Origin of the sequence: Cernens ardua, from assembly GCF_051251085.1 — a bacterium.
In the GTDB taxonomy this organism is placed as follows: domain Bacteria; phylum Pseudomonadota; class Gammaproteobacteria; order Pseudomonadales; family Halomonadaceae; genus Cernens; species Cernens ardua.
This window is the reverse complement of sequence record NZ_JBPCZH010000001.1, coordinates 788057-803208: the sequence shown is the minus strand read 5'-3', so window position 1 is coordinate 803208 and position 15152 is coordinate 788057. Positions and strand designations below refer to the sequence as shown.

Sequence of the window (15152 nt, the reverse complement as noted above, 5' to 3'; positions counted from 1 at the left end):
CAGAGAGGGAAAGTACGTACTAGCGCTTACTCTTGGGCAATCAGTTCTGCCTTGCGTTTTTCCTGTTCAGCCAGCGCCCATTGGACATGTTCTTTCACCATCTCACTGGGGTAGGACAGCCGTTCTTCCAACGCCGTAATCACCTCAGCCGAATACGGCTGATTGCCCAGACCTACCGCCAGATTGCGCAGCCAGCGTTCATGGCCGATACGACGGATGGCACTGCCTTCGGTATTGCGCAGGAAGGTCGCTTCGTCCCATAGGAAAAGATCAACGATGCGGGCTCGATCCAACGCATGCCGAGGCGCGAAATCTGCCTCTTTGCTGACGCGAGTGAAACGCGTGAAGGGGCAGACCAACTGGCAGTCATCACACCCGTACACTCTATTGCCCATTGCTCGGCGAAATTCGACTGGAATACTCCCTTTCAGCTCAATAGTCAGATAGGAAATACAGCGCCGTGCATCGACGACTTTATCGTCCACGATGGCGCCGGTCGGACAGGCCGTTTGGCAACGGTTACATTTTCCGCAGTGTTCGCTTTCAAATGGTTCATCTATCGGTAGCGGGATATCAGTGAAAATTTCACCCAGAAAGAAGAGTGAACCGGCCTTAGGATTGAGCAACATGGAATTCTTGCCGAACCAGCCCAGGCCACTGCGTTGGGCCAGCGCGCGTTCCAGTACCGGGGCGGAGTCGACGAAGGCGCGATAACCTGTTTCGCCGACTTCCTGTTCGATCCGCTTGGCGAGGGTTGTCAGCCGCTTTCGAATTAGCTTGTGGTAATCACGCCCTAGAGCATAACGCGAGATATAGGCGCGTTCAGGCTGGCCGAGCACTTTGGTTGTTTCGACCTCTGGAGGAAGATAATCCATGCGCGCGGTAATAACTCTTCGCGTTCCGGGCACCAGTTCTTCCGGTTTCCACCGTTTGCTGCCATGTTCCGCCATATACTGCATCTCACCCTGCATGCCTTTATCGAGCCATGACTGTAGATGCTCACGATGCTCTCCAAGATCAATATCGGCTACGGCCAATTGCTGAAAGCCCAATTCACGGCCCCATATCATGATCTTCTCCTTCAAGGCAGAGAGATCCGGTTGATCAGCATGTAAGGGTGTTTCTGTTGGTGTCATGGTCAGACAACGTATTGAGGTCAGTTGTATGTATGTAAATTATATGGATGTAAACTGTATGGATGTAGATGCAGCCTGTTGCCTTGGGCCAAATACTGACTTGTAAGCCATTACCTTCGTCGCTGAAGAGGGAATGATACCTATTGAACTGAATGAGTGAAATGGCAGTCCAATCGATGCATCTGAGATGGAAGTTCCGTATCGGTAATCATTAATTCAGGTCGAGTAAGTGATACGAGCCTTGGTGAATGAAATCAGCTCCTGCTCCAGCGTTTAGTATACCTTCTTCAGTCAGTTTGAGTGCAAGGTGAGCTTTTGATCGATATTGCAGCTCTTGCAATGTGTGATGTCATGGTGACAAGTGCTTATAAACTTTTTGCTTCTAAATCTTTATGTATTCAGGGATTCTGATTCTGTTCACTCCTATATAAAACAAGTTGTTCGAAATGACTCGGTGGCTTGTGTAGCTGTAGGATGAATGTTTCTATCATGTGTAATGAAGAAATTCAGCTTGTGTAAGAAATGCTCTGTACTCCCGCCAAAGCACAATGTTCAACAGGATTGAGTGCGACCAAACCGAGAACGCGATAGGTTTGCCCTTCGCATGAGAATCGGTTGTTTTTATTTGTCAGCAGTTTTTACCGATAAGGCCTGAATATGAGTTATCCGCGTCATAGCCGTTTTTCCAAGGGAGCGTTGAAAAACGGAGCATTGAACAATGGGATGTCTAAAAACGGCATATTGCAAACAGAGCCTGTGGCTCCCTCAGTGGCAGCAACTTACGTATCGTCCAAACAGCGAGTGCGTGAGGAAATTTCTGGATTGTCCGCTGAGGTGGATATTTCTCAGACTCCTTTAGCGATGCCATTATGGCTGTATACGGCTGAACAATCACGGGAGTTGGATCAGGCAGCGATTGCATCCGGCATGTCAGGTTTTTCCTTGATGCAGCGGGCAGGCGCATCGGCCTTTTCGCTCATTCAATCGCTTTGGCCGCATAGTCGGCATCTTTTGATTTTCTGTGGCGGTGGTAACAACGGTGGGGATGGTTATGTCGTCGCAGCGCTGGCTCGCATGGCTGGACTCGATGTCACGGCCGTGGCTATGAAAGCCCCTGAACATTTGAAGAATGAGGCCGCTGAAGCCTATCAGATGGCTCGTAAGGCAGGGGTTGAGGTATCGATCGGGTTTGAAACGCCGCCAGTTATCGAGACGGTTGATCTGATCGTCGATGCTTTATTGGGAACCGGCATTACAGGGGCACCCAGTGGCGAATATGGGGCTGCTGTTGAATGGATAAATACGCAGGATCTTCCTGTATTGGCGCTCGATATTCCCTCTGGCATAAATACCGATACCGGTGCGGTAGCGTTGGCGGTTGAAGCATCTGCCACACTCTCTTTTATCGGTCGGAAGGTGGGGCTTTATACGGGGCTTTCGGCAGATTATTGTGGGCAGCGCTATCTGGATAATCTCGGCGTACCCGAGGAGATAATGTGCGCCAAATCGGCAGTGGCCAAGCTTCTGTCACCCTGTATGTTGGAGACTGGCCTGCCGCCGAGATTGCCCACGTCGCATAAAGGACATACTGGTCACCTGTTAGTGGTTGGCGGCCGTCAGGGCTATGGTGGTTCCTGTATCATGCTGAGTGAAAGCGCTGTACGTGTCGGGGCTGGACTTGTAAGTCTGGCGACCGATCCGGTACACATAGCTCCTGCGCTAACACGTTGCCCTGAATTGATGGTGCGTGGTGTTCAGAGTGGTTTGGAACTGGCTGATTTAGTGGCGCAGGCTCGTGCAATCGCTATCGGCCCGGGGTTGGGGCAGGAGGCGTGGGGGCAAGGTTTGTTGAAAGCTGTGCTGGAGGCTGAAAAACCAACCGTTATGGATGCCGATGCGCTGCATTTGTTACACGCTCAATATCCTGAAATGAAACGTGACAACTGGGTGCTTACTCCCCATCCGGGTGAAGCTGCCATGTTGTTGGGAATTACGGCGGCTGAAGTTCAAGCCGATCGTTTGGCTGCAGGCCGCGCCTTGTGGCAGCGCTTCGGCGGGGTGATTGTGCTTAAAGGCAATGGCACGTTGATTGTCAACGGATTGGATGAATCCGCCACCTGTCTCTGTCCTTATGGTAATCCCGGTATGGCGTCGGGTGGGATGGGTGACGTTTTGGGTGGTATGATTGCAGGTTTATTGACCCAAGGGTTGCCCCCTGTGGAGGCGGCCCGTCTGGGTGTACTGGTTCACGCCCTTTCAGCGGATTTGGCTGCCCATCATGCAGGAGAACGTGGCCTTGCCGCCTCGGATCTGGCATCATTTGCACATTATCTGGTTAATTTGTCAGGCCGATGAGTCCTGGTCTGCACCCTACATTCTTCAGGAAAGGAAATCTCTAGACGAATCCTATGCGTGATACTGCCTCTGATACAGTGAGCGATGCCTTTGTCGAGCGAATATTAACCGCTCAAGCCCAACGTCATACGCTGAATTTCGAACTTGCTGATGAGGCTGCTCAAGTCGCTATGGGTGGGCAATTGGCAAAAGCGCTGGACTATAGAGGGTTGATGTTTCTTGTCGGTGATCTGGGGGCTGGAAAAACAACGCTTTCCCGCGGTGTTCTTCACTCAATGGGATATGAAGGGGCGGTAAAAAGCCCCACCTATACCTTGCTTGAGCCCTATGACCTGGAGCGGCACAAGGTGTTTCATTACGATCTGTACCGTTTGGGAGACCCGGAAGAGCTTGAATTTATCGGGGGACGTGATCTCTTTTCCGATCAGGCATTGCACCTGGTGGAATGGCCGTCGATGGGGGAGGGATGGTTACCCTTACCGGATCTGATCGTGCAGCTTGCTCACGCCGACACAGGGCGAACAGCTCGCGTAAACGCCTGTACGGACCGCGGTATACAGGCATTGAATTTCCTTGAACGTGAGGCAATGGAGCTTTAGTGAAAAAATCAGTTTTATCCTCGGCTCTTGCCTTTTGCGATGTGGGTATGAGTTATATGCGTGCGAGCCATGTGCGTATTCTGCTCTGTTTTGCTCTTTTTCTTTTGCAGGGGTGGCATGCCGCTTTCGCAGTTGAACTTCAGCATATACGTACCTGGAGTCAAAGTGGTACCACGAGGGTTGTATTTGATCTTGATCATGATGTGGATTATCAGGTCTTTACGCTTTCGAATCCGATGCGATTAGTAGTGGATTTCTCTTCTACCAGCGCGGAAGCCAATTTCAGAAAGTCCATGAACAATGAGCCGCTGATCAAGGATGTACGTTACGGTATACAGAAAGGCCACGACTTGCGTGTCGTGCTCGATCTGAATAGCCCTGTGGTTTATAGCCAGTTCCCCTTGGGGCCCGCGCCGGGGCATACCGGAAGTCGGTTAGTGGTAGATATGCAGCAGGGGAATGGACAACGCGTGAATGATGATGCCGTGGCGGCTGCTGCGTTGGCTCAGTCAAGCAATGCTCCTAAACATACTGACCCAATTGCATCCCTCATCGCGCGCCAGCAGGCAAATAACGCGCAGCGTCAGGCACAGACACCCCCGGCATCGCCGCAGGTAGCCCAAGCGGTTAGCCCCAGTGCCAATCAGGGGCGTGGGCGTAATATTGTGGTTGTGATTGACCCCGGGCATGGGGGCAAGGATCCGGGGACAACAGGGCCCGATGGTACGCATGAGAAAAATCTGACGTTACCCATTGCCCGTCGAGTTCAGGCGCTCTTTAACAAGACGCCGGGCTTTACAGCCAAATTGACGCGTGATGGTGACTATTTTATTCCTCTGCGTGGCCGTACCGAGATCGCACGCAAGGATCATGCTGACTTCTTTGTGTCCATTCACGTGGATGCTGCAAGCTCTCGAGAAGCACGGGGTGTTTCGGTTTATGCGTTGTCGGAACATGGCGCAACATCGGAAACAGCACGTTGGCTGGCTCAGTCGGAAAATAGTGCCGACCTGATGGGTGGGGATGATACGGAGCTGAATCTGACCGACAAGGATAAAATGCTGCGCGGCATGCTGTTGGACTTGAGCATGACTGCCACTATTAATGCCTCCCTGGCCGCAGGGCACCAGGTCATTCGTCAGGTAAGTAAAATCAGCCAACTTCATACAGGCCGTGTGGATCAGGCCGGGTTTGTGGTGCTCAAATCACCGGATATTCCCTCGCTATTGGTGGAAACAGGCTATATCACCAATCCGACAGAAGAGGCTATGCTGAAGACGGCGGCACACCAGGAGCGTTTGGCTCAAGCGATCGAAGGGGGAATTATTCATTATTTCCATCAGCATCCACCGCCCGGAACCTATCTGGCCCGGCAGGAAGGGGAACATCTGGCGACAAACCAGTACCGTGTAAAAGCGGGGGATTCGATGGAGAGCATCGCTCAGACGCAACATGTTGCATTAGCGAATTTGCGTAAGGTCAACCATATGACAGCGCAGAGCACACTCCATGTAAATGAAATCCTGACCATTCCCTGAGCCTGGTGTGGAGTGGCAAGGCGTGTATACCGGCTACAGCTCAGGATTTATAGGTTCAAGGTTTATAGATTCGTGATTTATAGTGCAAGGTTTGTAGCTCAAAGGCTGTTGCTCAACGTAAAAGCACACGAAAGTCATCACTGGCATTGTTATCGTTGCTTTGCCTCTTTGCCTCTTTGCCTGTGAACATGTAGTGAGCGAACCGCCGATTGTGATATATCCCGTATTGTATGGAACCGGTCCAATGCACAAAGATAACCGGATTGAGGAGGATCAGGCGTTATGACGAAAATGAATGATACCCACCTGAGCGACTCTTCAACCGAGCATCAGATTCATATTCTGCCTCCGCGCCTGGCCAACCAGATTGCTGCCGGCGAAGTGGTTGAGCGACCTTCCTCAGTATTGAAAGAGATTGTCGAAAATGCGATTGATGCGCATGCAACGCGCATCGATGTCGAAATTGAATCCGGTGGAGCGCGTTTGATTCAGGTGCGCGACAACGGCAAGGGAATTGGTGAAAACGATTTACCCCTGGCGCTATCGCGCCACGCCACCAGCAAGATTGGCTCTTTGGACGACCTTGAAGGTGTCGCGAGTCTGGGGTTTAGGGGCGAGGCACTCGCATCTATCAGCTCAGTCGCACGGCTTGAGCTTTTTTCCAATATTACGGATGATCCCACTCATGGATGGCGTGTGGTCGCTGAGGGGCGCGACATGAATTCGCGTGTATCGCCTGCTCCTCACCCACGTGGCACAACCGTGACAGTACGGGATCTCTTCTTCAATACGCCGGCACGGCGAAAGTTCCTGCGTACCGAAAAGACAGAATTTGGTCATCTGGAGGAAACTTTCCGCCGTTTGGCGCTCTCTCGCTACGAAATTGCCTGGACGTTACGCCATAACCATAAGGTCATTCATCAACTTAAAGCCGCACACACCATGCCTGAACAACGTGCCCGAGTAGGCGCATTGTTAGGCAATGGGCTGATTGAAAAATCCATTGAAGTTGATGTACAGGCTACAGGGCTGCGGTTATGGGGTTGGGTTGGTTTGCCCACTTATAACCGTTCCCAGGCTGATCAACAGTATTTTTTCGTGAATGGGCGGGTGATTCGTGATCGACTGGTAGCGCATGCAGTCAAACAGGCCTATCGCGATGTGCTGTTCCACGGGCGGCAGCCGGTTTTCGTTCTGTATCTGGAACTTGATCCACATGTAGTGGATGTCAATGTGCATCCCACCAAACACGAAGTCCGCTTCCGTGATTCCCGCTTGGTACATGATTTTCTATTCAGCAGCCTGCACCGGACATTGTCCGAAACGCGCGCTGGTGCTGCGGGTGAATCGAGAGACGACGAAGGCACAACTTCAGAGTCTTCCTCTTTAAAATCAGGTGGTTCGAGTGATGATTTTCAGGTAGACCCCAAAACCGGTGAGGTGCTCTCTGGCGCGAATCAGCCGCAGTGGTCGCAGCAGAGTATGCAACTTGCCCAACCGCATCGGCATTATGCGCCAGAGGGCGATGAAAAGGCATCACACTCAACGTCGGTCCATCAGGGTAACTACGCTGGAGGTGATCCCTATCGTGGACAATCGGCGCCGGGTAAAGACCGCGTCCGTGCGTTCCTTGACGGTTATCGTGCACTTCATCCACAGGCACAGGAAGCCGCCTTGTTGGGCAATAGGCAGACGCATTACGAGGACCGTCCAATTTCGCAGGAAGGCGCAGATGGACAAAAGGTGCCCTCGTCAGATGACGAGAGGGCAGCATTAGGCTCTCAGCACCCATCTTATTCTGTCCCTGTAGAGAAACATGCCGAACAGTATGCGCATAATGATGTCCCTCCTTTGGGGTATGCTGTGGCGCAATTACATGGCGTGTATATCCTTTCCCAAACTGCCAACGGTATGGTGATAGTGGATATGCATGCGGCTCATGAGCGCATCACTTATGAACGCTTGAAAAATCAGTTTGGGGAAGGTGGCGTTGAGGCTCAGCCCTTATTGGTGCCTGTGTCCATTTCGGCATCTCAGGCTGAAGTGGAGCTGGCACAAGAGGAAAGTGCATGTTTCTCACGACTGGGGGTAGAAGTGGATGCTGCTGGCCCGGAAACATTGCTGGTGCGGCAAATCCCGACGGTATTGATGCGTCCCAAGGGGCAGGAGAACGTTGAGCCGCTGATTCGACAGATGCTCGAAGATATTGGCCACTATGGGCAAAGCGATGCATTAAGCGGGCGAATCGACGAGATCCTCTCCACCATGGCGTGTCACGGGAGTGTGCGTGCAAATCGCCGATTAACCATTGAAGAGATGAATGCCTTGCTGCGGAGTATGGAAGTGACCGAACGCAGTGGGCAATGCAATCATGGTCGGCCTACCTGGACTGAATTGAGTATGCGTGATCTTGATCGCTTATTCCTGCGCGGGCAGTAAGATTTGTCATTCAGGAAAAACGTCTGTCATACCCAGGTACGCTCGCAGGAATACACGGATAAGAAAGCGTTTTGGCAAACGACAATGTAGCGACAAGCAAATGCGTCTATATGGCGGGCATCTGCGGGTTTATGTGGATTTATAAAGAGGAAAGAGTGTATTTGTGAATGAGCAATATGGTGATCATGCTTTTCGATCAATGAGTCATGATTCTCGTCCCCCGGCACTCTTCCTGATGGGCCCGACTGCTTCGGGCAAGACAGAGGCTGCCATTACGCTTCATCAAGCGCTTGGGTGTGAAATCATCAGTGTGGATTCCGCCATGGTTTACCGTGGCATGGATATTGGCACTGCCAAGCCTGATGCTGACGAATTGGCGCGGGCACCTCATGCGTTGATTGATATTCGTGAGCCTGAAACGCCTTATTCAGCCGCCGATTTCCGGGATGACGCGTTGAAAAAAATGCAGGAGATTACGGCGCGCGGTAATGTACCCCTGCTTGTGGGGGGTACCATGCTCTATTTCAAGACTCTGTTGGAGGGAAATGATGGACTGCCCTCAAGTCAGCCTGAACTGCGGGCTGCCTTGCAATCGGAGGCCGATATGTATGGTTTGCAGGCGCTGCATGATGAATTGAAACGCGTAGATCCTGCCTCTGCCGAGCGTATTCACCCAAATGATCCGCAGCGGTTATTACGGGCTCTTGAAGTCTATCGGCAGACAGGGCGTTCCCTGACATCCCATTGGCAGCAACAACAGCGCGAACCCTTTGGTTGGCGCGTCTTGCAGATGGCATTGATTCCTGAGGAACGTAGTCTGTTACACCAGCGGATAGCCCAGCGCTTTGATGCCATGCTGGATCAGGGATTTGTGGAGGAGGTTCGCACGCTTTTCGAGCGGGGCGACCTTTCTGATGAGCTTCCGTCCATCAAGAGTGTCGGGTATCGTCAGGCCTGGCGTTATCTTGAAGGGAAATGTAACTACGATACCTTTAGAGATCAGGGGATTATTGCTACACGCCAGCTTGCAAAGCGCCAGTTGACCTGGCTCAGGCGTTGGCCTGATCTACATGTTTTTAATATTCCTGATGACACAATTAACGACCAGCTCTTGAAATTTGTGCGTAAAGGCATCAGTTAGCGTAGACTGATATTTTTTGCGAACGAATTTGCAAATGACCGTTCTAAGTCGATGACAGCGATCCCTGATTACCCTTGTTTGCGAGCCTGGTTCCCTCTACTCGTCCAAAATGTCAGTGTTGTGGCTTGTCTGGCCTATCTTTATGGCTTGACACGCGTGTGGCCATTAAACAGCACGGCTAAAAAACAGGATGGGAATGCGCTGATACGGAATGTAATAATACTAATGTATTGATACATGAGTCAGCCTGTAGAAGCGGTGAGTTCATGCACGGGCACAAAGTCGAATCCACACGTGCCTTTTAGCCTGAATTTGATCCATGAAAATGGATATTATTCATGTACGTGTAATGAATAATATCCTGAGTGTCAGGATGATCTACAGTTTATTTGCTTAATCTTGACTTATGATGGGTGTGAGATTTATAGAAGGCGGTATTCAAAGGGAGAAACAATCGGCTACATTAGTTCTCCCTGCCGAGGCTTATATCTTTATCAGAGCCTTCCTTGTGGCGGCTCAAGATGCCTGGGCAAGATAACCTATGGTAGAAGAGCACTGTTTGTGAGCCTGTAGCCCTTGAGACTCTCTAGGCCATAGGACTCTCTTAACCATGGGACCCTATAGTGCATGGTTGGATGTCGTGCTATCAGGGGTGATCTGTTTAGGGGGAATATGTTGGATTGTGAGTTGCCAAATGGCGTATTGCCGACTGGCAAAACGCTGAAATTCATGATTAGGCCCCTTGAATGCCTTGCATAGTCAGAGAGTTACAGTTGGGCTATGCAACATGAAAGAAGTGTAAAAGAAGGACTCTGCAATGACTGGTCAACGTTTCTGGCGCTTACCGAAACGCCCATTCGAAGGGTCCCAATAAAACAAGTAGCTTATTTATTTTGGAGAACGTCCATGTCTAAAGGACAGTCATTACAAGATCCCTACCTGAATGTTTTGCGTAAAGAGCGGATTCCGGTTTCCATCTTTCTGGTCAATGGTATCAAGCTGCAGGGCCAGATCGAATCTTTCGACCAATTCGTTATTCTGCTGCGTAATACCGTTAGTCAGATGGTATACAAACATGCTATTTCTACGGTAGTTCCTTCTCGTAACGTGCGCTTGCCTTCTCCTGAAGCAGGTACTGACGAGCAGGAATAATCCTCGGATGTAGTGTGTCGCTGACCATTATGGTTGATCTTCAACGTTATTGATCATCATTATTGTTGGTTACCATGGTCAATGATCTGCCCTTGGTACGACACACTATTACGACACACTATGTCGAAGCAGGTGATTTCCGATAATTAAAAAGGTGAGGTACTGATTGTTCTTCGAACGACCCGATACAGGTGAAACAGCCATTCTGGTACATATTGATTTTCAGGATGGACGGGAAGCCGAGGATCCCGGTGAGCTCCTCGAATTGGCTCGCTCGGCGGGCGCGCTTCCTGCTGCTCTTATTGAGGGAAGTAGGCGCTATCCTGATGCGCGTCTGTTTGTAGGGGAAGGCAAGCTGGATGAAATCCGCGAAGCATTGAAGGTACATGATGCAGAACTGGTGATTTTCAACCATGCGCTGAAACCTTCACAGGAACGTAACATTGAGCGTGAGCTTCAGTGCCGTGTATTGGATAGAACAGGGCTCATACTGGATATCTTCGCTCAACGCGCCCGTACGCATGAAGGTAAGCTTCAGGTTGAACTGGCGCAGTTGGAGTATATGTCAACCCGACTGGTGCGGGGTTGGACTCACCTTGAACGTCAGAAAGGGGGGATCGGTCTTCGTGGCCCGGGGGAAACCCAGCTCGAAACCGACCGCCGCCTGCTGCGTGCGCGCATTCGCCAGATCAACAAGCGGCTGGAGAAAGTACGTACGCAACGAGAACAAAACAGACGTGCCCGTGCGCGTGCCGATATCTCATCCGTGTCACTGGTGGGGTATACCAATGCGGGCAAGTCCACTCTTTTCAATGCATTGACCGAATCCGAGGTGTATGCAGCCAACCAGCTTTTCGCCACGCTGGACCCAACCCTGCGGCGTCTTGATGTCAAGGATGCGGGAACAGTGGTGCTGGCGGATACGGTGGGCTTTATCCGTCACCTGCCACACAAGCTGGTACAGGCCTTCAAGGCCACGCTTGAAGAGGCCGCCGAGGCGGATTTGCTGGTGCATGTGATTGATTGTGCTGATCCTGAGCGGGAACTCAATATTGCGCAGGTGGACTCTGTACTTGCTGAAATCGGCGCTGAGACTGTTCCCCGCTTGTTGGTAATGAACAAGATTGACCTTCTGGATGCCCAGCCGCGTCTTGAGCGTGATCCAACAGGTCGCCCAGTGTGTGTTTGGCTCTCCGCCCAGCAGAAAGTAGGCCTTGAGCTTTTGAATGAGGCATTGGGTGAATTGCTGGCTGAAAACGTGATTGAACTGTCGCTGCGGCTTCCACCCAGGAAAGGGTGGTTAAGAGCGCAATTGCATGAAGCAGGGGCAGTCGAACACGAATCCTACGACGAGGAAGGTAATACGTGTCTGGATATTCGTCTACCTCGACATGAATTGCTACGATTGCTTTCCAAAGCGGATGAAGACCCTCGGGATTATCTTCCCGCTTCTGAATTTGCCGATGAGTTCTGATGTTGGTGTTTCATGATGTTAGTGATACACGGCCATGATTTTGCATGATGGCTGTGTCATGATTTGCTTTTCAGCACCCCCTGAAGCCGGAGACTGAAGTATGGCCTGGAATGAGCCAGGTAATGGCAATAAAGGCCGCGACCCATGGGGAAGCGGTAATGACAGTGATCGCAAGGATAGCGATCCAAAGGATGATGAACGCGCCAAGGGCTCATCCGACCCTAAACCCTCCGACCCCTGGGGCAAGGAACGGAAACCGGGCGGGCAGCAGAAGGGTGGCAATGCGGATTTTGATGAGACTATCCGTAAGCTCAAGAAGGCGGGGCAGCAGCTGCTTGATAACCTCAAGGGCAAGCCTTCGTCTCCTTCCTCACAACCCCCGCGGAATTCATTGTGGATACCTGCGGGTGCCGTCGTGGCCGCAGTGGTTGTCTGGGCCGGGTCCGGTTTTTATTCTGTAGGTCAATCGCAGGAGGCTGTTGTTCAACGGTTGGGCAAGTATCTTGAAACCAATGAACCGGGCTTGCACTGGAATCCTACATTGGTTGACCGCATCAATCTTGTCAATGTCGCTGCGATTAGAAATTATGCAGATAACACGCGCCTGCTGACGGCGGATAACAACCTGATTGATGTACGTGTGGTTGTGCAATATCAGATTGGAGATGCACGTCATTACGTCTTTAATGTCCATGATCCGGAACAGACGTTACGTGATGCGTTGAATGCCTCATTGAATCATGCCGTTGGCGACAGCGGTTTGGTGAATGTCTTGTCTCCTGCCTCTGAAGTCAGTCGCTTCAAACAGGCGTCTGCTGCCAATAGTGCAGTCAGGAAAGGGAGCGTCGGAGCTGATGGACTGCCACTGATTAGTGCAACGCCTCTGGTGTCTGACTCTCTTCTCAATGGGCGTGAGGCTCTCGCACCATTGGTTAAAAAAGAGCTACAGGCTTCGCTTGATCGCTATAATGCGGGATTGACCATTCAATCAGTAAATATTGAGCGCATTTCTTTGCCTTCTGATGTTCAGGAAAGTGCCCAAGATGTTGCAGAAGCACGGCAGGAACGTCAGCAAGCTATTGAAAATGCACGTGCCTATGGTAATACCATGCAGCCTTTGGCCAACGGGCAGGCTCAGCAGATTATCGATATGGCCAAAGTGTATCAGAATACAGTGGTGGCTCGTGCGCATGGGGAGACAGCCCAGTTTCTCGCGCAGCTCCAGGCCTATAAGGTTGCTCCCGAAGTGACCCGCGAACGCTTGTATCTGGATACGATGAGTGAAATTTATCACGACCATCCCAAAGCATTCGTATCGCTTGATCCTCACGGGCATTCTATCGTTAATTTGCCTCTTGATCAGTTGATTGGGCTGGCATCATTACAAGGCAACGGTTCTGTAAATCAGGGCAATACTGGCGACCATAAGGGTAGCTCGGAGCAACAAGCCAACTCTGTTAACGGGAACAGTGACTCTGATGCTGCTTCCTCCAATACTGATACGGCTCCGTCTGATACTTCCAATAGTTCGAATGGTGCTGCTGGTACAAGTAATGCTGCCGCGGAAGGCAATGACGATTCCGGCTATGTCAATGTGGGTAGCGACAGTGATAGCGGAAGCGACAATGGGCCAGCGAGCGGCAGCGATGACACGCCTTCGCAGTCATCGGATGATTCAAGTGGTGGCAATTCGAGCGATGCGGCATCCGATAATGACGCCTCGGATAACGGTTCTTCAACCGGTGAGAGCTCATCCAATGCCGTCTCTTCGGGTACCCAATCAAATCCGAGTAGCTCAAATGGTTCTGCGCAAGGAGAGCACTCATGATCAACAATAGATCTCTGGTCATCATTGCCATTCTTGCTATCGTTGCCTGGATTGCCAGTGCCTGTTTCTTTGTTGTTAGCGAAACACAGAAAGCCGTCGAATTACGTTTTGGCAAGGTGGTTGAAAACAATATTGCACCCGGTTTGCACGTGAAGTGGCCTGTTATCAATACCGTCAGGTTATTCGATGGTCGTGTTCAAACCATGGAGAACAATGGCAACACCTACGAGACCTCTGATGGCAATGTGTTGGAGATTGACTCCAACATAAAGTGGCGTATAGCTGATCCGAACCGGCTTTTCAATGTCACCAATGGCAATCAGACACGAGCCGAGTCATTGATGAGTTCGATGGTGAACGATCGTCTCCGTGATGTATTCAATAATGAAACAGTCGCCGGGATTGTTCGTGGACATTTCCAGAACGCTCTATCAGATACGATGCATCAGTTGAATGATCGTCTGGTAAGAGAAGTGGGTATTTCACTGTTGGACATTCAGGTTGAACATGTGGGTGTGTCCAGTCAGGTGAGTGATGCCATTTATCAGCGAATGAACGATGCGCGGATAGCCGAAGCTCGCCAGTATCGTTCACAGGCCAAGGAAGAAGCGCGTAGCATTCGCTCTTCTGCGGATCTTGAGCGGCAGGTCACCCTGGCGAATGCACAACAGCAGGCTGATGAACTCCGTGCCAGTGGTGATGCCAGGGCTGCGGCGATTTATGCTTCAGCCTACCAACAAAATCCAGAGTTCTTCCGGTTCTACGGTTCATTGCAGGCCTATAAGAAAAGTTTTGCAGACAATCACTCTGTGATGGTGCTTGGACCCTCAAGCAGTTTCTTCCAATATTTGATGAATCCCAACGGTTTGGGGAATTCAACACCGCATTGAGTACGGAACCTTCCAAGTGCACCCTGAATATCAGTAAAGGTGCACTTGGATTGATTTGGTAGGGCAACTTGTTTGTCGACCTTTCGTAGATTTAACATGCGTAGCCTGAGCATTGTGATATCACCATACTTATCGCGCTAACGTGTTGATATTCAGCTACCAGGGTTTGCATCAAAAAGTGAGCAAGCAAACTCGTTGGCTAGTTGGCTAGTTGGCTAGTTGGCTAGTCAAAAGTGCCAAGTGGCCGTGTATATGACACGAACGAAGATTCAGGGGCGGTATAAATCCCTGAAGAACGCATAAAATTGCGCTTTGGCACAGTGTATTGAGTAGGCTATGTTACATCCACTTGAGCATGGTAGAATACGTCAAACTGGGGCGACCCGGTTTTTTTGTGGGCGAATGAAAATATCTTTTGGCCGTTGCAAATGGCTCTTTGTACAAAATAGTACTTCATTGCGCCAACGAATTCTGGCTGCGTGTGATCCTTTTCCTTTCGTTGCAGGTACTCTTGACTGTGAGTACTCCAACGGTATGTGTTGCAGGATTTCAGCGTTGGCCTTCAACTGCTAAAGGCGGGATAAGTATCGTAATTCGATA

Annotated in this window: 10 protein-coding genes; 9 read left to right on the top strand and 1 reads right to left on the bottom strand. The window is 50.9% G+C overall.

Going from position 1 to position 15152, the window contains the following annotated elements:
* Positions 1-26: 26 nt before the first annotated feature.
* Positions 27-1136: a tRNA epoxyqueuosine(34) reductase QueG gene (gene queG / locus LMG33818_RS03495; RefSeq protein WP_442321955.1), complete on the bottom strand. Its 1110-nt coding sequence runs from the start codon at positions 1134-1136 to the stop codon at positions 27-29.
* Positions 1137-1793: 657 nt separating this feature from the next.
* Between queG and LMG33818_RS03490 the strand changes: the two genes are divergently transcribed.
* From LMG33818_RS03490 to hflC, 9 genes are all read left to right on the top strand, one after another.
* Positions 1794-3491 carry an NAD(P)H-hydrate dehydratase gene (locus LMG33818_RS03490; protein WP_442321954.1) on the top strand — a complete coding sequence of 566 codons (1698 nt, stop codon included), beginning with the start codon at positions 1794-1796 and terminating at the stop codon, positions 3489-3491.
* 53 nt (positions 3492-3544) lie between these two features.
* Complete coding sequence (gene tsaE / locus LMG33818_RS03485; protein WP_442321953.1) at positions 3545-4090, top strand: tRNA (adenosine(37)-N6)-threonylcarbamoyltransferase complex ATPase subunit type 1 TsaE; 546 nt, start codon at positions 3545-3547, stop codon at positions 4088-4090.
* Positions 4090-5628, top strand: a complete 1539-nt coding sequence (locus LMG33818_RS03480) for an N-acetylmuramoyl-L-alanine amidase (RefSeq protein ID WP_442321952.1) — start codon at positions 4090-4092, stop codon at positions 5626-5628. The genes tsaE and LMG33818_RS03480 overlap by 1 nt, the downstream gene beginning before the upstream one ends.
* A gap of 282 nt (positions 5629-5910) precedes the next feature.
* Complete coding sequence (gene mutL / locus LMG33818_RS03475) at positions 5911-8067, top strand: DNA mismatch repair endonuclease MutL (RefSeq protein WP_442321951.1); 2157 nt, start codon at positions 5911-5913, stop codon at positions 8065-8067.
* Positions 8068-8266: 199 nt separating this feature from the next.
* Positions 8267-9208 carry a tRNA (adenosine(37)-N6)-dimethylallyltransferase MiaA gene (miaA, locus tag LMG33818_RS03470; RefSeq protein WP_442322178.1) on the top strand — a complete coding sequence of 314 codons (942 nt, stop codon included), beginning with the start codon at positions 8267-8269 and terminating at the stop codon, positions 9206-9208.
* 906 nt (positions 9209-10114) lie between these two features.
* A complete protein-coding gene (hfq, locus tag LMG33818_RS03465; protein WP_442321950.1) occupies positions 10115-10360 on the top strand; it encodes an RNA chaperone Hfq in 246 nt (81 codons plus the stop codon).
* Between the two features lie 166 nt (positions 10361-10526).
* Positions 10527-11834 (top strand): ribosome rescue GTPase HflX, encoded by a 1308-nt coding sequence (gene hflX, locus LMG33818_RS03460; RefSeq protein ID WP_442321949.1) that lies wholly within the window; start codon positions 10527-10529, stop codon positions 11832-11834.
* Between the two features lie 100 nt (positions 11835-11934).
* Positions 11935-13662, top strand: a complete 1728-nt coding sequence (locus LMG33818_RS03455) for an SPFH domain-containing protein (protein WP_442321948.1) — start codon at positions 11935-11937, stop codon at positions 13660-13662.
* Complete coding sequence (hflC, locus tag LMG33818_RS03450) at positions 13659-14552, top strand: protease modulator HflC (RefSeq protein WP_442321947.1); 894 nt, start codon at positions 13659-13661, stop codon at positions 14550-14552. The genes LMG33818_RS03455 and hflC overlap by 4 nt, the downstream gene beginning before the upstream one ends.
* Positions 14553-15152 lie beyond the last annotated feature (600 nt).